Source organism: Nocardia niigatensis NBRC 100131 (assembly GCF_000308655.1).
GTDB classification, from domain to species: Bacteria; Actinomycetota; Actinomycetes; order Mycobacteriales; family Mycobacteriaceae; genus Nocardia; species Nocardia niigatensis.
On record NZ_BAGC01000113.1, the window covers coordinates 74,154 to 92,867 of the forward strand.

The following is an 18,714-nucleotide window of genomic DNA, read 5'->3' on the forward strand; positions in this document are numbered from 1 at the left end:
AATGGCTGTACGAAAGGCCGTGCTGAACCATCGCATTCAGGGCCGCGCCGCCGGGGTCCTGAAGCGCTACCCTTCCGCGCCGCGGGCGCTGGCGACACCGCCGCCGGGGAGCGGGCTCGAGCCGGTGATGGGTGATTTCGGCCCGCCCGGCATCGGCCACGTGCTGAGCACCCTGGCCGATCCCCTCACCTTCAGCCGCGATCGCATGCGCCGCTATGGCCCCGTGCAGTGGATGGGCGTCTTCGGTCGGCAGGTGGTCGGCATCGGCAGTCCGGCCGCCGTGGAGGAGGTGCTGCTGGACCGCAAGCACGTGCTGTCCGCGCAGCAGGGCTGGGAATTCCTCATCGGACCGTTCTTCCGCGGCGGAATCCTGCTGCGCGACTTCGACGATCACGCGTACCACCGCCGCATCCTGCAGCAGGCCTTCACCCGTCCGCGGCTCATCGGCTACCTCAATCTCACCACCCCGCGCATCGTGCGCGGCGTCGACTCCTGGCTGCCCGCCCCCGATTTCCCGCTCTACGACCACGTCAAGCGCATGCTGCTGGAACAGGCCACCGTGGTCTTCGCGGGCGCGGAACTCGGCACCGAGGGCAACCGCCTCGCGCAGGCCTTCGAGGCCGCGGTGTACGGCGGCAAGGCCATCATCCGCACCAATCTGCCCGGCGGCGTGTGGAATCGGGGCCTGCGCGGGCGCAAACTGCTCGAGGACTACTTCCGCCGGGAGCTGCCCGCCAAGCGCGCCGGCGACGGTGAGGACCTGTTCAGCGTGCTCTGCCACGCCGAGACCGAGGACGGCGAATCCTTCACGGACGCCGACATCGTCGACCACATGATCTTCGTGATGATGGCGGCTCACGACACCAGCACCCTCGCCATCTCCATGCTGGCCTACGAACTGGCCCGGCACCCGGAGTGGCAGGAGCGGCTGCGCAAGGAATCCGAGGCGCTCGGCAAGCCCACCCTCGACTACGCCGATCTGGATCGGCTGCCCGCCCTGGAGATGGCCTTCCGCGAGACCCTGCGCATGTACGCGCCGGTCGGGCAGATGGTGCGAGAAACGCTGGCGGACACCGATATCGCCGGGTACTTCATCCCCAAGGGCACGCTGATCATGGTCGGGTCGTACTCGATGATGCGCAACGAGGAGTACTGGCACGATCCGGATGTCTTCGATCCGGAACGCTTCGATCCCGCACGCGCCGAGGACAAGTCGCACCGCTTCGCCTGGCCGCCCTTCGGCGGTGGCGCGCACAAGTGCATCGGCCGGTACTTCGGCGGCATGACCGTCAAGGCCACCATGCACCGCATGCTGCTGAACTACCGCTGGAGTGTGCCGGACGGCTACGAGGTGCCTCTCGTCGCCGGCACCGGCCCCACCCCCGCGGACGGCCTGCCGATCCACCTGCGCCGGCTCTGATCACCCGGCCGCGTGGCGGCTCACCGCACGTCGCGCGGAATCCCGAGTTCGATGTCCAAATAGCGCAATTCGGGATCGCGGCGGCGGCCGTTGCGGAACGCCCGGAACACCAGATCCTGCGGGTGCCCGACGGTGAACACCTCGGTGAAGGTGGCCACCGTCCGCCGCGGCGCGCCCTCCAGGCTGGGATTGAACCCGGCCTTGGCCAGTGGTCCCTCCCAGATGAGCGCCGCGCCGCCGGGCACGCTGTGCGGGGCGAAACTCCAGCCCAGTTCGCGCATGCGCCGGTCGAACTCGCCCGAGCCCAGCCCGGCCACGTCCCAGCCGCTGGCCTCGTTGAAAAGCTGCCTGCCGTGCAGGAATTGGACGAAGCACGGGTCCGGACCGGGGTGGGGGGTACTGAGGTTGATCACCCCGTCCCACGGCAGCGTGGTCAGCGCCCAGCTCAGCCGCGCCTCGAAATCGGCCCAGTCCGTACACGCCACCGGCGCCTCGCGCTCGCTGGGGCGATCGGCGGGCAGGCCGTAGCTGCCGCTGCCGGGCGCGTCCATGCTCCAGGTGGCGAAACGCAGCCGGTCCCCGTCCATGTCGAGGCCGTCGCGCAGTACCGACACCACTGATTCGGCGACGCCGCGCCGATGATCCACCGACTCACCGCGCTGCCATCCGGTGCTCCACTCGCGCGCCAATCGCGGCTGCTGGTGCACCCGCTGCATGGCCCGCCACTGCGGATCCGGTGCGGTGGCATCGGATTCCGAGGGCAACGGCACCGGATCCCAGGTGCCGTCGGGCTGGGCGCGCAGCACCGTCAGCAGCGCCTCGGCGTCGGCGGCGTCGTCGGGGACCGCCACGAGCACTTCGATCTCGGTGCCCTGCTGCGCGAAATGGACACGGCGGCCGGTGAGTTCGTCACGAATCTGAATGAAGCGCGGGTTCCATCCCAGCCCGGATTCGTCGGCGTCCTCGTCCTCCTCGAGAAAGAACGGCATCCATTTGAGTAGTACATCCCATCCCTGTGAACCCACCTTGCCTCCCTCCGGGTTCTCGCCAACCTACCCGCCGGTCATCTCTCGTGCCCGCCATTGGGTATCGGTCGGCATGCGCACTATGGTAGAACCTGTTCTAGTTTTTTCATCTGAAGGACCACGAATGAACTGGTACACCGGCAATACCGTCTATGACACCGTGCTGACGATCGCTTTCGCGTTCGCCGCTTTCGTGCTGATCGGCGGCCTCTTCGGACAGAGCCCCTACGGCCGTTTCGCCACCGCCAAACTCGGACTCAATCTCAATCCGAAACTCGGCTGGTGGCTGATGGAGATCCCGGCCACCGTGGTCTTCGCGATCGCGTACCTGAGCGGTCCGCGCCGCTTCGAGCCGACTTCCCTGGTGCTGGCGGCCATCTGGATTCTGCACTACGGCAACCGCGGCTGGTTCTTCCCCCTCTCCATTCGCCAAGTGCCCGGCAAGACCAGCAGTTTCAATGTTTCGGTGCTGGGCATGGGCATGTTCGTGACCGCGATGCACGGCTACCTCAATGGTGCGCTCTTCAGCCACGATTATCTCGGGCAGTACGGCACCGACTGGCTGACCGATCCGCGCTTCATCATCGGAACGATCATCTATCTTTGCGGATTCGCGCTGCTGGTGAGCTCGGAGGGCATCGTCCGGAATCTTCGCGACAAGAACAACCCGGGCGCAACGGAATACAAGATTCCGTACGGTTTGGGATTCCGATTCGTCACCAGCCCGACCTATCTCGGCGAACTGGTCGCCTGGGCCGGGTTCGCCATCCTCACCTGGGCGCTGCCCGGCGTGGTCATCTTCTTGATCACCTTCGGCAACCTGGTGCCGCGCGCCTTCGCCACCCACACCTGGTACCGGGAGAAGTTCGAGGATTATCCGGCGCAGCGAAAAGCGCTGGTGCCGTTCGTCATCTAGCGTCGCCGAGCGCGCCGTGGCGTATCGCCTTGTCGCGGTACATGGCCACGTCCACGGCGTGCATGAGCTCGTCGATGGCGGTGGAATCGGTGTCCACCAGTGCGGTGCCGATGCTCGCGCCCACGTGCACCAGCATCCCCGCCACATCGAAGGGATCCTGCAGCGCGGCCAGCAGTTTCTCCGCCACGATGTCCAATTCGTACCGACCTGAGCAGTTTTCGACCAGCACGATGAACTCGTCGCCGCCCAGCCGGGCGGCCACCCCGCTCGGCGGCAGCGCCTGGCGCAGTCGCTGGCCCACCTCGCACAGCACCCGGTCGCCGGCGGTGTGGCCGCGGCGGTCGTTGATCTCCTTGAAGTCGTCCAGATCCAGGTAGCAGACCCCGACCTGGCCGGTGGCCGCGGCAAGGCGGTCGAAGAAGAGCAGTCGGTTGGGCAGTCCGGTCAGCGAATCGTGGTGCGCGTCGTACCAGAGCTGATCGGCCAGTTGTTTACGGTCGGTGACATCGACCGTGACGCCCACCAGGAAACGCGGATTGCCCTCGCTGTCGCGCACCACCGTCATGGACAGGTCGACGGTGGTGTGCGCGCCGTCGGGCTTGGTGTGGTCGCTCTCGAAGCGGAAGCGGTCGATGTCCCCGCTCAGCAGCCGCTGGAACAGTCCGTACGCGTCACCGATGTTCACGGGCCCGAGAATGTCGGCCACCGAGCGTCCCGGCATCTCCTCGGCGGGCACGCCCAGGGTCTCGGCCATGGCGTTGTTGACGTCCACCACCAGTCCGGTGTGAATGTCGATGGTGCCGATGCCCACCGACGCGCCCTCGAAGATGGCCTGGAACCTGGCCTCCGACAGCTGCCGCTTCGACTCGGCCTCCCGGGCCGCGGTCATGGCCGCGCTGAGCGTCTTCTCCTGTTCGGCGAGCGCCGCGTTGCGCAGCCCGGCGGTGAACTCGGCCGCGAACTCCGCGGCGAGTTCGATGGCGCGGTCACGGACCGGCCCGTAATCCGCGCAGGCGGGGTCGGGGCAGGCGTCCATGACCAGGTCCTTGCACAGCACCAGCACCGAGCGGTGCACGGCCAGCGGATCGCGATAGTTGGCGGCCACCAGCGCGGCCGCGGCCTCACGCCCCACCGATATGTCCCCCGTGCCGCGGACGGCCGCGATCAGCCGGTCACCGAAACTGTCGAGCAAATCCTCCACCTGGGCCCGGGTCAGCGTCGGCGCGACCGCGCCGTCCAAGACGTCGGCCCATCGGACCGCCAACTCGTGTGCTCCCACCGCTAACCCCCTGCCCCTGCCACGTCGAAACCACTCAGGCCTTGCGGCCCACACCCGCCAGTCCGAGTGACCGGCCCGGCGCCTCGTGCTGGTCACGGTCGGATTCCGGCCGCCACAGCGGCAATTCCACCACACCGGGCTCGATCGGCTCCCACTTGCCGAACAGCGCGGCGATCTCGTCGCGGGTGCGGAACTGCAGTCCTATCCTGCTGACATTGTGCGAGTTCTCGACCAGCTTGGCCGCGTCGTCCGGGCGGGTGGCCGAGGTGAGATGCGAAATCGCGACATAGCTACCGGTGGGCATGGTGTCGTGGAGGGCGTTGACCTTGTCGATGGGTGAATAGTCGTCGCTCATCAGGTGCAGGACCGCGATGAGAAGAACGCCGACCGGTTGGTCGAAATCAATGATGCCGGTCTGCCGCGACTGCGCCAGCAGCGCCTCGGGCTCGCGCAGATCGGCCTCGATCGCGGCCGCCCGGTCGTTGCCCTGCAGGATCGCGCGAGCATGCGCCACGGCCACCGGATCGATATCGGCGTAGAGCACCCGGCACTCCGGATCGATCGCCTGTGCCACCTCGTGCACATTGCCCGCGGTCGGGATGCCGGAGCCGATGTCGAGGAACTGCCGCACGCCCGAATCCACCAGGAAGCGCACCGCGCGCCGCAGGAAGGCCCGATTGCTCAACGCCAGCCGCGGTAGGTCGGGGACCAGCGACTTGCCCGCCTCGGCGGCCTGCCGGTCCACCTCGAAGTTGTGCGAGCCGCCCAGCAGCGCGTCGTACATGCGCGCGGGGCTGGGCCGGTTCATGTCCACGCCCTCCGGGGCCCATGCCGGTCGTTCCATCCCGAATCCCTCCTTGCCGCAACGATCGAGCGCCCGCCGGCGTTGCGGGCGGGCCAAGATCCGGGCAAATCCGGTGTTCGGGATCACCCGGACGGTGTAAGGCGAATGTTAGCCCTCGTTCACCAGAAACCTTGCAGCGATACCACTCTCGCTCTGAGGTGGGAGAATGCTCACCCGGCGGTTGACGCGGCGCACGTGCTGTGCGTGAGCGGGGGCACGCAGACCCCGGTCACGTCGGCGAGCAGCAGGCGGGCGCCGAAGACCAGCGAGCACAGCGCAATCGCACCGAAGGCCAGCACCCACAGCAGACCCGGGATCTTGGTCAGGTAGGCCAGCTGGTCGGCGTCGGAGCCGGGCTCGTGCGCGCGATTGCGCTGCAGCTCGATCACCGGCCGCACGGCCGCCAGCAGCAGGAACCAGGCCGCCAGATACGCCAGCGACGCCTGAGTGGTGTCGGTGCCGAACCAGGACACCGCGAACACCAGGCCGCCGGTCATCAGGATCGAGAGCAGGCCGTACCAGTTGCGCACCTTCAGCAGCAGCACCACCAGCAGCGCGATGGTCAGCCACAGCATGAGCGTGATGCGATGCGCGCCCAGCAGCGCCGCGTAGGCCAGCCCCAGCAGCGCCGGTGCGGGATAGCCGGCCGCGGTCGTCAGGATCATGCCGAGCCCGTACGGTTTCCCGCTCGACACCGTGAGTCCCGAAGCGTCCGAATGCAATCGGATGCCGTTCAGCCGGCGTCCGGTGAGCAGCGCCGTGAACGCGTGCCCGCCCTCGTGGGCGATGGTCACCGCATTGCGCAGAATCCGCCACGTCGGCCGGAACGCCACCAGTAGCAGCGCCACCACGCCGGTTCCGACCACCAGCTGCCACGGCGGGGGAGTCTGGGTCGTGGACAGCCGATCCAGCACCGAGCTGCCGTGTTGCACGAATTCCGCTGTATTCACCGCCGCACCCTATCGACTCCGGCCGGGAGCGACCACCGGTCGCGATCGGGTGACCGGTCTTCCTCGGCGTGGAGCGGCCGGGGCGCAAGCGAGTTCAGTTAACGAAGATGTCAGGTCCCGGACGGCGGATATCAACGTGCACAACCGTTTCGGTGACTACGCTGCAGAGCGGCAGTGACACCGGGTGCCCGTCCGGTACTGCCCGGGTGAGTCTCGTCGGTATCCCGAGACAGGGTCCCCGAACAGCCGATGCCGCCGGAATCCCATCCCCTGCTCCGGCGGCATCGCCGGCCGAGGTGTCGCGGTGATCGCGGGCCGCGGTGTCAGGCCGCGGCGTAGGGCCTCGGATCGGGCGTGGTTTCGTGCTTGGCGTCGGTGTTCGCGCCCGGCTCCCGGCGCGCCCGCAGTTGGAAGGCGATGCGGTCCAGGAGTTCGCGCGTGTGCACCGGCAGCAGCAGGCATTCCGACGCGCCCCCGAGCAGGATGGATTCCAGGGCTTCGGGATCGTGATCGGTGCTGAGCACGATGATGGGCGCGCCCGTCCGCGTGCGCAGCTCGCGGCACAGGTCGGCCACTTCGATGTCGGGCACCGCCCGGTCCAGCAGGATCACGTCGGGACTCAGGCGATCCTGTGTGCGCAGGGCCTGCTGACCGCTGGCGGTCTGGAAGGTGTGGTAGCCCGCCGCCGCGAGTACCAGCACCGTCATCTCCGCGACGGCCGGATTGCTCTCGACAACCAGGATTTTCGCCGGCGAAGTGGTTCGCTCACCCTGTGGTGAACGCACGTGAGCCGTTGTAGTCGATTTCGGGACACTGTTCATGATCTGCGGTCCTCCGCTCGGCGGGATCCCCCGACCCATGCCGTCATCCGTCGCGCGAAACTTCACCGCTTGGGCGTCTGTTCCGACTTTGCCCGTGTGCAACCGACGGAACCCGACGCTATCTCGTTGCCCGTCCGTTATGCCAGGAAAATGTAAAATTTGCCGGACATTCGCTGGAATCTTCTTATCGCTGCAGTAGTTCGTTCACCTATGAGACATCTGTTGTTTGCCGTTCCGTTGAATTCGTGACCTGGCACATCAGTGATCTCCGGAAGCGGATCGCCCGCTCAGGGCCGGTGCTACCGCCTCATCGGCTCCAGTCGGCGGATCACGGCCGTTCATGGCCTTAGCGGACCAATTGCGGGCCGTGCGTGAGGCGGCCGTTTTCCGCGCACGGTGGAGTAACTGCCCGGCGGCCCGCTCGGGAGTCGCGACGCGGCCACGGCAGCACAGCGGCGAGATCACATCGTGCGTGGTATGCGTGAACGTGACGCGTCCCTGACCGCGCTGCGGATGTTCCGGGAGGTGGCCGAGCGGGGCACGCTCACCGCGGCGGCGACCGCGCTGGGATACACGCAGTCGGCGGTGTCGCGGCAGATCGCGTCGCTCGAGCGCGGCGGCGGTCGTGGGTCCAGCTCTCGCAGCGGCGGCACGATGGGGTGCGGCTGACGGCGGCCGGGCCCTGCCGGGCCGCGGCGGTCCCACCGAGACCCGGCGCCTGCTGCCGGCCCGCCTGCACACACCGGTGCCCGAGCCCGCGGCTCGCCGCGCGGCCGCCCTCCGCACGGCCGCGCTCGGCTGAACCGCCCTTATCGGTGGGTCCAATCGGGCTGCTGCAGATCGGCGACCCGGGTCTCGCGCCCGAGCAGGACGACGTCGCGGAACTGCAACAGGATCGCGCCCGTCGGCGCGTGAATGGTCATCGCGTCGCCGAGTCGGAGTTGCAGGAGGCGGGTCCCGTCGTGCCCCTCCACCCAGTGCGGTGTGTCCTCGGCCGTGAGCCGGTCCAGGGCGACGTAGTGGACCGCGTGCACCTCGTGGTTGGGGGTGAGCATGCCCGGGTCGTCGAGGGCCACGACGATCGGAGTGATCGCGAATCCGGAGGCTGCCGGGAAGTCGTCGAGCCGGCCCAGCACCTCGTCCTGCGACACGGTCAGGCCGATCTCCTCGCGCAGTTCCCGCAACCCGGCCGCGACGGCGGTCTCGTCGCCGTCGACCCGTCCGCCCGGGATCGCCCACTGCCCCGCATTGCGCCCGCGATACGCCCGCTTGATCACGATCACGCAGGGTTTCCCGTCGTGCTCGAGCACGCACAACACCACTGTCGCGCGCCGCACGCCGGGCGTCTCGGGAACCGTTCGAAAGCTGAAGTCGCGCAGCCGTACCGCGGCGAGGTCCCGGAAATTCCGCACACTCATCCCTCGATCGTGACACTACCGATCATCGTGTGCTCGACCCGGACCGATGGCCGGGCGCCGGAACGCGATCGGTCAGAGGGCCTCGAGGATCATGGCATTGGCCTGCCCGCCGGATTCGCACATGGTCTGCAGGCCGTAGCGTGCGCCGCGGCGGTGGAGGGCGTGGACCAGGGTGGCGGTGAGGCGGACGCCGCTGGCCCCGAGCGGGTGGCCCAGGGAGATGGCGCCGCCGTGGACGTTGACGCGGGAGAGATCGGCTCCCGTTTTCTGCGCCCAGGCCAGGACGACGCTGGCGTAGGCCTCGTTGATCTCGAAGAGGTCGATGTCGTCCAGTCTCAAACCTGTTTGCTCGAGCGCCTTCTCGGTGGCGGGGACGACGGCGGTCAGCATGAGGAACGGGTCGTCGCCGACGGCGATGTGGCTGCGGATGCGGGCCAGCGGGGTGAGGCCGAGCCGCTTCGCGTGTTCGCTGGTGGTAACGAGGACGGCGGCGCTGCCGTCGCCGAGCTGGCTGGCATTGCCCGCGGTGATGTGCCACTGGATCTCGGGGAAGCGGCGGGCGATGGCCTCGTTCTGGAACGAGGAAGTCAGGGCGCCGAGTCTCTTTGCGGTGGTGTCGAATCGGATGTTCTCGTCGTGGGCCAGGCCGTTGATGGGCGCGGTCAGTTCGGTGTCGAAGTGGCCGGCGGTGGCGGCGTCGGCGGCCCGGCGATGACTCTCCAGCGCGTAGTCGTCGAGCTGGGTGCGGCCGAATCCCCAACGCGCGGTGATGAGTTCGGCGCTGATGCCCTGCCAGGGCACGCCTTGCGGATACCGTTCCAGGAAGGCCGCGCCGGTGAGGTTGTCGGTGTCGAGGAGACTGGTGCCCATCGGGATCCGGCTCACCGACTCGACGCCCGCCGCGATCACCAGATCGCAGTCGCCGGCGATCACGGCGTGTGCCGCGAAGCGCAGCGCCTGCTGGCTGGCGCTGCACTGCCGGTCGATGGTGCTGGCGGGCACCGATTCCGGGAAGCCGGCGGCCAGCGCGGCCCGGCGGGTCACATTGGCGGCCTGTTCGCCGACCTGGCTGACCACGCCGCCGATGACCTCGTCGATGAGGGCGGGGTCGATGCCCGCCCGGTCCACGACGGCGCGCAGGCTGTGCGCCATCAGGTCCACCGGGTGCACGCCGTCGAGCGCGCCGCCGGGTTTGCCACGTCCGATCGGGGTGCGGACGGCCGCTACGATCACCGCGTCGCGCATCAATGGATCCCGAGGACGCGGCGCATGGTCGCGAGTTTGGCGGAGGTCTCGGCGAACTCGATGTCGATGCGGCTGCGCGAGATGACCCCGCCTCCGGCGCGCAGCGTGAGATCGCTGCGGTGCGAATCGAGCTCGAATCCGCGCAATACCATGTGGAATTCGCAGTCGCCGTCGCTGTCGAGCCAGCCGACCAAGCCGCCGTAGTATTCGCGCGGCGACTCGTAGCCGGCGATCAGGCGCAGCGCGTCGGCCTGCGGTACCCCGCAGACGGCGGGGGAGGGGTGCAGGGCGGCGACGAGGTCGGCGACCGGCGTCTCGGGGTCGAGCAGGTGGGCGGTGATCGGAGTTCCCAAGTGCCACAGGTCCGGAGCGCTCACCAGCTCGGGCTTGTCGGGGCAGTCGAGGTCCGGGCAGTAGGGCGCCAGGCCCTTCACCATGAAGTCGACCAGGTGTCGATGCTCGGCGAGGTACCTCTCGTCGAAGAGGGCGGCGCGGGCGCGGGCCTTGTCCTCGCAGACCGGCAGGCGGGTGTCCTGCGGGATGGTGCCGGCCAGCGGCGTCATGGTGAGGGTGGCACCGGACTTGCGCAGGAACAGTTCCGGGCTCGCGCCCATCGTGTACACGCCCGGGTGGTCGAGGTGTTCGACGAAGTAGCTCTGCGCGTTCGGGTACAGCGCGACGATCCGTTCGAACAGCACCATCGGGTCGACGACGCCGTCGTAGAAGTAGCGTTCGGACCGCGCGACGACGATCTTCTCGAGTTCGGCATCGGGGGATCGCAGCAGGGCCAGGGCGTCGTCGATCAGCCGCAGGTAGTCGGCGATCGCGGCGTCGTTGAAATCGATATCGCAGCGGAAGTCGGTCTTCAGGCGGGGCGTGGGAACGGCCTTGGGCCGCACCGCTGTTCGCCAGCCCAGGTACAGCGACGGGATCGCGATGTCGCCGTCGAAGGGAATCGACCCGGCGACGATGTTCCCGTATGTCCCCTCCCGGACCGAGACCTCGGCCTCGGAGAGGTTCCGATAACAGATGAGCGGGCCATCCACGCCCACTCGGCCGTTCACCCCGCTGAGGCGGAATCGCACTGGTTCACGCAATGGTCTGTTCCGATCCGGTTGTCAGCCGTTCGAGCACGGCGCGGCGGGACCGCCGCAGCGCCACGAAGGCCGACGACCGCTGGTCCAGCCGGACGCGGAGCTTGATCTCACCGGCTCGCGCCCGTCGCGCGAGCTCGAATCCCAACGGTCCGTTGCGCGAACCGGCGCAATAGGCAGACCATTCCACGCCATTGCGGATGAGTTCGTCGATAACCACCGAAGAAATTACCGATGGCATGGATGATCGAATGGAAGAACTGCTCACAGAGAAACTACTCCGACGCTTTCACGGCTACTGGTCATCCGACCGGCAACGTTGGAGCGACATTATCGCCAGGGCGTGACGCTGTCAATTTCGCTGGCGTGTCCCAAGATTCTTGCAGCTCATGGTGTTTCGCCGTGTCGGCACGCCTCGCTTATACCGGAGGGTGGCGGAATCGGCCAGTGCCCTTGCTCACTATCAGCAAATTCTATTGGACAGACTTGTCTGTCAACGAGATCGGTGCTTCTCGTTACCGCGTGGCAGACCCGTCGTAACCGGTGCGTCAAAATACGAGGTCGCGTGTGGGATTTGGCGATTCGCCCGAAGGTGTGCATTTCCGCCGGCCGCGGGTGGCCCGAGTCAGGACGGGTTGTTGTGCCCGATCCCCGGGGACAGGTCCCGCCATTCGCGGGCCCACTCGGCGTTGTGCCGGTGTGTCATAGCGCGGTCGGCGCACCATACGAGAGCGATTGCGCCGCAGCAGGTTGCGATCACCGTGAGGACGCCGACGTCGAGGCCCTGGACGACTGCGTCGAACCCGTGACGCGGCGCCGTGGTGGCGTGGCCGCCGGCATCCAGCCACTGGGTGACGGTGTCGCCGCGCTTCGCCGAGTCCGGGACGGTCACCACGGCGATATCACTGCGGCCGTGGATATTCCACGCCACGGTGGCCTGTGGCGGCGCGGAGGCCACCACCCCCTGGCCGACCGGAACCGCGAGCCGGAAGGGATCGGTCACGATCGTGGCCGTCACGCCGGTCTTGGCTGCGTTCTCGGCGCGAATGTGCGCGCCGCTGGCGGCGGCCGCCGACATACCGACGAAGACCGCCACCGGAATGGATGCCAGGGCCGCGAGTACCGCGAAGAGCCGCCAGGCGGCCTGGACCCGGTCGGAGGCGCGCATCAGCCGGTTCCGGTTCCAGGGAGCGGACCGGTGAATCCGAAGTCGCAGCGGCACCACGCGCGCCATGGTCGTTCGCCTCCTGCCCCGGTGGTTCAGGCGCGCCCGAGCGCGTGCGCGAGCTGAGCCGTGGACATGCCGGAGCGTCCTTCGATGTTGCGCTGCTCGGCCTCATTGTAGAGCTGATCTCGCATGATGCCCCTGGGAGCCCGGTTCTCGTCGGTCCATGCTCTGGGCATGACTCCTCCTGTTCGCTCGGTGCGGCGATACCCGGTGACCGGGTCGTGAAACCGGGCGGGGGTGGCCGTCGCGGCGGGCCGGTGGCAGACTGAGGACAGGTTGAGACTCCAGCCGATCCCGGTCCCGTATGCCTCCATACAGTTGCGGCTGCCGTCGTGGCCAAGCTCGCATGCTCTGTCGACGCGGCGGAATCGGACACCCCCCTCGGGAGGTCGCGCCATGTCAACGGTGTCACTCGTACGTCCTGTGGCGAACGAGATTCCGGCTCGCCGATCACGATTCACTCATGACGCGGACAGCCGGCCGGCGGACTGGACCGGGTTACACGATTGCCTGGTCATCCAAGTCACGGGCGAACTCGACGTCAACGGATTGCCCGCGTTCCGTACCGCTTTGAACGCCGCTGTCGATGCCGGACCGCCCGTGGTCGTGGTCGACCTGCGCCGCGCGCGATTCCTGAGCGTCCGCAATGCGGTGGTGCTGCTCGATTTCGTGCAGCGCGCCGACCGCGACGACATCGGAATCGTGATGCCGGCCGCGCCCCGTCAGATCGAACGGGTGCTCGACGTGACCGGTGTCCGGAACCTGGTCCATCGGGATCGCGTTCCGTCGGGCAACTGATCGGAACAGGCGCGCGACCGCCGCATCGAGTGGCTTCCCCGAGCCGCTGACGCAGCGGATAATTCGGCTGTGACACAAGGCGGAGAGGTCCCTCCCGACCACGCGCAGATCCTCGGACAGGTGATGGGCGTGGGCCGCTCGCAGACCGTCGGCAGCTTCCGCTTCTGGTTCGGCGACCAGCGGTGGGAGTGGTCCGACGAGGTCGCGCTGATGCACGGATATCAGCCGGGTTCGGTGCTGCCGACCACCGATCTACTGCTGTCGCACAAGCATCCCGACGATCGGGCCCAGGTCGCCAGTACGATCGCGCGCTCGGTGGACAACGCTCTGCCGTTCTCGAGCCGGCACCGCATCATCGACACCGCCGGGACCGTGCACGACGTGATCGTGGTGGGTGATCAGATGCTCGACGCCGACGACCAGGTCGTCGGGTCGGCCGGCTACTACATCGACGTGACCGCCGTGCTCGCCGAACACCGGCAGGAGGCCCTCGACGACAGTCTGCCCGAGCTGTACGCCGCGCGCGCCGTGATCGAGCAGGCCAAGGGGGCGATCATGCTGGTCTACGGTGTCAGCGCCGAGACGGCGTTCCGAGTGCTGACCTGGCGGTCGCAGGAGACGAACACGAAGCTGCGCGCCCTGGCCGCGCAACTGATGGAAGACCTGCAATCGCTGGCCGATTCGGCGATGCCGATCCGCACTCATTTCGACCACCTGCTCCTGACCGCCCATGAGCGAGTTCCCGAACGATGAAGCCCGCCTGGTTTCCCCGCGGCCACACGGGGTACGCGAAGAAGGAATCGGGCGAAGATCGCTGACGAGGTGGTGAGGTATGAGTGAATCGCCACAGCAGAACGGGGCCGACTACGGAACAGCCCGCACCGATCCGCGGAACAACGGGAAGGGGCGCCTGATCACCGAGAGCTCCGTGGTGCAGTCGCGGCCGCTGTCCGGTCGGGTGGCGCTGCGCGTTCCGGCCGACGCCGAGCAGCTGGGGATGCTGCGCGCCCTCACCGAGACCGTCATGCTCACAGCGGATTTCACGATCGACGTGGTGATCGACGTGCGGGTGGCGCTGGACGAGGTGGCCACCACCCTGATCGCCGGCGCCGTCCCGGACGCCTCGATCGACTGCGAATTCCTATTCGACGAACAGCGGGTACGGGTGCGGGTCGCGGCGGTGACCCATTCCGATGGCGGCGTGCTGGAACACAGCTTCGGCTGGCAGGTCGTCGAGATGCTGACCGAGTCGATCGCGGTCCGCAGCGACGACTTCGACCCCGCCCGGAACGGATACCGGGTGGTCGTGGAGTTCACCCGTACCCGGGGTGACAGCGACGAGGGTTAGCCGTGTCCCAGCGCCACGACTCGACGGTCTCGGATGACCAGGGGTCAGCCGGGCAGTCCGGCGCGGCGGCGGGAGACGGTGCGAGCGTGCGTGATGCGGTGCGTCCGGGTCTGGTGATCGGGGCGCTCGGGGTGGTGTTCGGAGACATCGGGACCAGTCCGATCTATACCCTGCGGACGGCGTTCGATCCCTCGGATCCACATCCCGTCCCGGTCGCACCCGGGAATGTGTACGGCGTTGTGTCGCTGGTGTTCTGGTCGGTGCTGATCATCGTGACGGTCACCTATGTGCTGCTGGCCATGCGCGCCGACAACGACGGTGAGGGCGGCATCATGGCGCTGATCACGCTGGTTCGGCGGTGGGCGACAGGCGGGCGGCGGCTGGCGGCGATATTGTCGGCGCTCGGCATCTTCGGCGCCGCACTGTTCTTCGGCGACAGCATGATCACCCCGGCCATCTCGGTGCTGTCCGCGGTGGAGGGGATCGAGGTGGTGGAACCGCCGCTGGCGAAGGCCGTCGTGCCGATCACAGCGCTGATCATCGTGCTGCTGTTTCTCTTTCAGCATCGCGGGACGGCGTCGGTGGGCCGGTTGTTCGGCCCGGTGATGGTGGCGTGGTTCCTGGCGATCGGGGCATGCGGCATCGGTGGGATCCGGGAGCAGCCGGCGATCCTGAAGGCGTTGTGGCCGGGCTACGCGCTCGGCTTCCTCGCGGGACACTTCGCCATCGCCTTCTTCGCGCTGGCCGCCATCGTGCTGGTGGTCACCGGCGCGGAGGCGCTGTACGCGGATCTGGGGCACTTCGGGCGCCGATCCATCACCACCGCTTGGCTTTTCCTGGTGCTGCCCGCCTGCGTGCTCAGCTACTTCGGACAGGCCGCCCTGGTACTCGGAACCCGCGGGCACGTCGTGAGCCCGTTCTTCCTCCTGGTTCCGAGCTGGGGCCGGCTGCCCATGGTCGCGCTCGCCACCGCGGCGACGGTGATCGCCTCGCAGGCGGTGATCACGGGCGCGTACTCGGTGGCGTCCCAGGCCGCGCGGATCGGCTACCTGCCGCGGTTGCGCATCGCCCACACCTCGGAGTCGACGCCCGGGCAGATCTACGTACCGTGGATCAACTGGCTGCTGCTGGTCTCGGTGCTCACGCTGGTCTTCGCCTTCCGCAGTTCGACCGCGCTGGCCTTCGCGTTCGGCATGGCGGTCACGTGCACGATCACCATCACGACCCTGCTGCTCGGCTACGTCGCGCACGCGAAATGGCGACTGCCGCGGTGGCTCGTCGTCGTGGTCTGGACGCCGCTGCTCACGGTGGACCTGCTGTTCGTCGCGGCCAATCTCACCAAGCTGGTGCGCGGCGCCTGGCTGCCGCTGCTGATCGGGCTCGCCGCGTTCCTGGTCATGACGACCTGGCAGCGCGGGCGCGAGGTGGTCGCGGACGAGCGCGGCCGGCTGGAGGGGTCGCTGCGCGAGTTCGTCGACGAGCTGTGGCATGACGCGTCGCGGTTGACGATCGTCGACGGGACGGCGGTATTCCTCAACCGTGGCAAGGACACCGTGCCGCTGGCCCTGCGTGCCAATGTCGAGCACAACAGCGTCCGCCATCGCCAGACCGTCATCGTGTCGGTCGACACCGAGCCGGTGCCCCGGGCCGCGCCGGACGACCGCGTGCGGCTCGACCACCTCGGCTACCGCGACGACGGGATCATCCACGTGACCGTGCGGGTCGGCTATATGGAGACCCCCGATATCCCGGCGGCGCTGGCCGGGCTGAACCCGGACGACACCGAGGGCGAGCTCGATCTGGACCAGGCGTCGTACTTCCTGTCCGAGGTCGAGCTGCGGGCAGCCGAGAAGCCCGTGATGTCCCATTGGCGCACAAGGCTTTTCATCGCCATCAGCTACATCTCCGCCGACGTGGCCGACTATTTCCGGCTGCCCCGCCACCGGACGGTGATCCTCGGCGAGCGGATCGAGGTGTGACGCCCGTGCGCCCGCTGAAACGCGCCACGGCCGCGCGGGTGTGAAGCGCCGTTGCCGGGGTATGGCGGCAGTACGGAGACATCCGAAATCCCGGCAATCGGAGGAGGCCGCCACATGGAGGGTGTATCGAACGACAAACAGCGGCAATTGGACCTGTACCGAGTCGCCCGCGAGCAGGGGGACCTCACCACCCAGCAGGGCGTGCGGGTCGACGGCACGGACGATGCGGTGAAGGTGGGCGATCGCGGGCCGACACTGCTGGAGGATTTCCATGCGCGGGAAAAGATTACGCATTTCGATCACGAGCGCATCCCCGAGCGGGTGGTGCACGCGCGCGGGGCGGGGGCCTACGGGCACTTCCGGCCCTATTCGGCATGGCTGGGCCGGTTCACGGCGGCGCGTTTCCTGACCGATCCGACGGTGGAGACCCCCGTGTTCGTCCGGTTCTCGACGGTCGCGGGGTCGCGCGGGTCGGCCGATACGGTGCGGGACGTGCGCGGGTTCGCGACCAAGTTCTATACGACGGAGGGCAATTACGATCTGGTCGGCAACAACGTCCCGGTCTTCTTCATCCAGGACGGCATCAAGTTCCCCGATTTCGTGCACGCGGTGAAACCCGAGCCGCACAACGAGATTCCGCAGGCCGCCTCCGCGCACGACACCCTGTGGGACTTCGTGGCGCTGCAGCCGGAGACGCTGCACGCCATCATGTGGCTGATGTCGGATCGGGCGCTGCCGCGCAGTTACCGCATGATGCAGGGCTTCGGGGTGCACACCTTCCGGCTGGTCAGCGCCGAGGGGCAGGGCATCTTCGTGAAGTTCCACTGGAAGCCGAAACTCGGCGTGCACTCGCTGCTGTGGGACGAATGTCAGCAGATCGCCGGGCACGATCCGGACTTCCACCGGCGCGACCTGTGGGACAACATCGACGCCGGACGGTTCCCGGAATGGGAGCTGGGTGTGCAGCTGATCCCCGAGCACCGCGAGTTCGACTTCGATTTCGACCTGCTGGACGCGACGAAACTGATTCCCGAGGAACAGATTCCGGTGCGGCCGGTCGGGTGCATGGTGCTCGACCGCAATCCGGACAACTTCTTCGCCGAGACCGAGCAGGTGGCCTTCCACACCGCGAACCTGGTCCCCGGCATCGACTTCACCGACGATCCGCTGCTGCAGCTGCGCAACTTCTCCTATCTCGATACGCAGCTGATCCGGCTGGGCGGGCCGAACTTCGCGCAACTGCCGATCAACCGGCCGGTCGCCGATGTCCGGAACCATCAGCAGGACGGCTACGGGCAGCACACGATTCCCCAGGGCCAGGCCGCCTACACGAAGAACGCCATCGGCGGCGGCTGCCCGGCCTTGGCCGAGGAGGGCGCCTTCCGGCACTATCCCGAACCGCTGTACGGCTCTCCGGTCCGGGACCGCGGTGCGCGGTTCCGCGAGTACTACCGGCAGCCCCGGATGTTCTGGCACAGCATGTCCGAACCGGAGGCCGACCATATCGTGGCCGCCTTCGCCTTCGAACTCGGCAAGGTGACCCGGCCGGTCATCCGGACCCGGGTGCTCGAACATCTCGCGCGGGTCGATCCGGATCTGGCGGTCCGCGTCGCCGCCGAAGTCGGCATGCCCGCCCCGGCGGTGCAGGACGGCGCGGCCGAGGCCATGATGTCACCGGCGCTGTCGCAGCTGAGCATGTCGGGCACCGGCATCGCCACTCGCAAGATCGGGGTGCTGATCGCCGACGGCGTTGATTCGGAGGGCTTGCGCCGAGTCCGCGAACAGCTGACGGGCCGCGGCGCGCTGCTGGAAACCCTTGCGGCACACGGCGGATTCGTGCGCGCCCAGGGCGCGGACGGAGAGACCGTCACCGTCGACCGCTCCCTGGTGACCGTGTCCTCGGTGTTGTACGACGGTGTCCTCGTCGCCGGCGGCCCGGCGGCGGCGGATGCGCTGGGCAGCGACGGCCCTGCGGTCCATTTCGTCCTCGAGGCATTCAAACACGCCAAGCCGATCGGCGGATTCGGGGCGGGAGCGGACCTGTTGCGGGTCGTCGGACTCACCCCCGAACTCCCGCAGTCCGAACTTGTCGAGAGCAACGGGGTCGTCGTCACGCCGGCGTCCGGCAGTGACATACCGGCCCGGTTCGCCGACATGTTCGCGGAACTTCTTGCCCAGCACCGGGTCTGGCGGCGGGCAACGCACGCCGTCCCGGCCTGACCAAAAGACCGCCACGGTCCGATGACCCCGATCCTGCCCTATTCGGGCCGTGGCACCCCGGGTCGCGCGGGCTGTCCACCGCGCGGCCCCCTTTCGGGCGCTCCGTTTCAGGTCAGGATTCAGGTCAGT

Annotated in this window: 19 protein-coding genes; 8 read left to right on the forward strand and 11 right to left on the reverse strand. The window is 68.0% G+C overall.

Annotated features, from left to right (window positions below):
- Window position 1 precedes the first annotated feature (1 nt).
- Entirely contained in the window at window positions 2-1,420 is a 1,419-nt protein-coding gene (locus tag ON33_RS35800) for a cytochrome P450 (protein WP_040863597.1), read from the forward strand.
- 20 nt (window positions 1,421-1,440) lie between these two features.
- On the opposite strand, the gene ON33_RS35805 is transcribed toward ON33_RS35800, so the two are convergent.
- Complete coding sequence (locus ON33_RS35805; protein ID WP_157184919.1) at window positions 1,441-2,445, reverse strand: TY-Chap domain-containing protein; 1,005 nt, start codon at window positions 2,443-2,445, stop codon at window positions 1,441-1,443.
- A gap of 124 nt (window positions 2,446-2,569) precedes the next feature.
- Here ON33_RS35805 and ON33_RS35810 point away from each other — a divergent pair, with 124 nt between their 5' ends.
- Window positions 2,570-3,361 (forward strand): phosphatidylethanolamine N-methyltransferase family domain-containing protein, encoded by a 792-nt coding sequence (locus ON33_RS35810; RefSeq protein ID WP_040863599.1) that lies wholly within the window; start codon window positions 2,570-2,572, stop codon window positions 3,359-3,361.
- Here ON33_RS35810 and ON33_RS35815 read toward each other — a convergent pair.
- The 4 genes from ON33_RS35815 to ON33_RS35830 form a co-directional block, all read right to left on the reverse strand.
- The gene (locus ON33_RS35815) at window positions 3,354-4,640 is read right to left on the reverse strand and encodes a sensor domain-containing diguanylate cyclase (RefSeq protein ID WP_040863600.1); all 1,287 of its coding nucleotides are present in this window, start codon (window positions 4,638-4,640) and stop codon (window positions 3,354-3,356) included. The genes ON33_RS35810 and ON33_RS35815 overlap by 8 nt on opposite strands.
- Before the next feature lie 34 nt (window positions 4,641-4,674).
- Window positions 4,675-5,484 carry an SAM-dependent methyltransferase gene (locus ON33_RS35820; protein ID WP_040863601.1) on the reverse strand — a complete coding sequence of 270 codons (810 nt, stop codon included), beginning with the start codon at window positions 5,482-5,484 and terminating at the stop codon, window positions 4,675-4,677.
- A 170-nt stretch (window positions 5,485-5,654) separates the two neighbouring features.
- Window positions 5,655-6,434 (reverse strand): M50 family metallopeptidase, encoded by a 780-nt coding sequence (locus tag ON33_RS35825; protein ID WP_040863602.1) that lies wholly within the window; start codon window positions 6,432-6,434, stop codon window positions 5,655-5,657.
- A 323-nt stretch (window positions 6,435-6,757) separates the two neighbouring features.
- Complete coding sequence (locus ON33_RS35830) at window positions 6,758-7,219, reverse strand: response regulator transcription factor (RefSeq protein WP_040863603.1); 462 nt, start codon at window positions 7,217-7,219, stop codon at window positions 6,758-6,760.
- Window positions 7,220-7,732: 513 nt separating this feature from the next.
- Between ON33_RS35830 and ON33_RS35835 the strand changes: the two genes are divergently transcribed.
- Window positions 7,733-7,924, forward strand: a complete 192-nt coding sequence (locus ON33_RS35835; RefSeq protein WP_040863604.1) for a LysR family transcriptional regulator — start codon at window positions 7,733-7,735, stop codon at window positions 7,922-7,924.
- 140 nt (window positions 7,925-8,064) lie between these two features.
- Here the strand turns inward: ON33_RS35835 and ON33_RS35840 are convergent, their stop codons facing one another.
- From ON33_RS35840 to ON33_RS40360, 6 genes are all read right to left on the reverse strand, one after another.
- The gene (locus tag ON33_RS35840) at window positions 8,065-8,673 is read right to left on the reverse strand and encodes an NUDIX hydrolase (RefSeq protein ID WP_040863605.1); all 609 of its coding nucleotides are present in this window, start codon (window positions 8,671-8,673) and stop codon (window positions 8,065-8,067) included.
- A 72-nt stretch (window positions 8,674-8,745) separates the two neighbouring features.
- Window positions 8,746-9,918: a thiolase family protein gene (locus ON33_RS35845; RefSeq protein WP_040863606.1), complete on the reverse strand. Its 1,173-nt coding sequence runs from the start codon at window positions 9,916-9,918 to the stop codon at window positions 8,746-8,748.
- The gene (locus ON33_RS35850; RefSeq protein WP_157184921.1) at window positions 9,918-10,982 is read right to left on the reverse strand and encodes an isochorismate synthase; all 1,065 of its coding nucleotides are present in this window, start codon (window positions 10,980-10,982) and stop codon (window positions 9,918-9,920) included. Before ON33_RS35850 ends, ON33_RS35845 begins: the two co-directional genes overlap by 1 nt.
- 25 nt (window positions 10,983-11,007) lie before the next feature.
- Window positions 11,008-11,232: a hypothetical protein gene (locus ON33_RS35855; RefSeq protein WP_040863608.1), complete on the reverse strand. Its 225-nt coding sequence runs from the start codon at window positions 11,230-11,232 to the stop codon at window positions 11,008-11,010.
- Window positions 11,233-11,637: 405 nt separating this feature from the next.
- Entirely contained in the window at window positions 11,638-12,246 is a 609-nt protein-coding gene (locus tag ON33_RS35860; protein ID WP_040863609.1) for an Rv1733c family protein, read from the reverse strand.
- Between the two features lie 26 nt (window positions 12,247-12,272).
- Window positions 12,273-12,416, reverse strand: coding sequence for a hypothetical protein (locus ON33_RS40360; protein ID WP_218001564.1), 144 nt, complete (start codon window positions 12,414-12,416; stop codon window positions 12,273-12,275).
- Window positions 12,417-12,636: 220 nt separating this feature from the next.
- Here ON33_RS40360 and ON33_RS44205 point away from each other — a divergent pair, with 220 nt between their 5' ends.
- The 5 genes from ON33_RS44205 (at window position 12,637) to ON33_RS35890 (ending at window position 18,585) form a co-directional block, all read left to right on the forward strand.
- Window positions 12,637-13,038, forward strand: coding sequence for an STAS domain-containing protein (locus ON33_RS44205; RefSeq protein WP_083869563.1), 402 nt, complete (start codon window positions 12,637-12,639; stop codon window positions 13,036-13,038).
- A 69-nt stretch (window positions 13,039-13,107) separates the two neighbouring features.
- Complete coding sequence (locus tag ON33_RS35875) at window positions 13,108-13,791, forward strand: PAS and ANTAR domain-containing protein (protein WP_040863610.1); 684 nt, start codon at window positions 13,108-13,110, stop codon at window positions 13,789-13,791.
- Window positions 13,792-13,870: 79 nt separating this feature from the next.
- A complete protein-coding gene (locus tag ON33_RS35880; RefSeq protein WP_051153384.1) occupies window positions 13,871-14,386 on the forward strand; it encodes an ATP-binding protein in 516 nt (171 codons plus the stop codon).
- 86 nt (window positions 14,387-14,472) lie between these two features.
- Complete coding sequence (locus ON33_RS35885; protein ID WP_040863719.1) at window positions 14,473-16,365, forward strand: potassium transporter Kup; 1,893 nt, start codon at window positions 14,473-14,475, stop codon at window positions 16,363-16,365.
- A 114-nt stretch (window positions 16,366-16,479) separates the two neighbouring features.
- On the forward strand, window positions 16,480-18,585 hold the full coding sequence (locus ON33_RS35890; RefSeq protein ID WP_040863611.1) for a catalase: 2,106 nt from the start codon (window positions 16,480-16,482) through the stop codon (window positions 18,583-18,585).
- Window positions 18,586-18,714 lie beyond the last annotated feature (129 nt).

Coding starts and splice junctions, on each gene's coding strand:
- ON33_RS35800 (WP_040863597.1), top strand. CDS start 2: ATGGCTGTACGAAAGGCCGTGCTGAACCATCGCATTCAGGGCCGCGCC.
- ON33_RS35810 (WP_040863599.1), top strand. CDS start 2,570: ATGAACTGGTACACCGGCAATACCGTCTATGACACCGTGCTGACGATC.
- ON33_RS35820 (WP_040863601.1), bottom strand. CDS start 5,484: ATGGAACGACCGGCATGGGCCCCGGAGGGCGTGGACATGAACCGGCCC.
- ON33_RS35835 (WP_040863604.1), top strand. CDS start 7,733: ATGCGTGAACGTGACGCGTCCCTGACCGCGCTGCGGATGTTCCGGGAG.
- ON33_RS35840 (WP_040863605.1), bottom strand. CDS start 8,673: ATGAGTGTGCGGAATTTCCGGGACCTCGCCGCGGTACGGCTGCGCGAC.
- ON33_RS35845 (WP_040863606.1), bottom strand. CDS start 9,918: ATGCGCGACGCGGTGATCGTAGCGGCCGTCCGCACCCCGATCGGACGT.
- ON33_RS35860 (WP_040863609.1), bottom strand. CDS start 12,246: ATGGCGCGCGTGGTGCCGCTGCGACTTCGGATTCACCGGTCCGCTCCC.
- ON33_RS40360 (WP_218001564.1), bottom strand. CDS start 12,416: ATGCCCAGAGCATGGACCGACGAGAACCGGGCTCCCAGGGGCATCATG.
- ON33_RS44205 (WP_083869563.1), top strand. CDS start 12,637: ATGTCAACGGTGTCACTCGTACGTCCTGTGGCGAACGAGATTCCGGCT.
- ON33_RS35880 (WP_051153384.1), top strand. CDS start 13,871: ATGAGTGAATCGCCACAGCAGAACGGGGCCGACTACGGAACAGCCCGC.
- ON33_RS35890 (WP_040863611.1), top strand. CDS start 16,480: ATGGAGGGTGTATCGAACGACAAACAGCGGCAATTGGACCTGTACCGA.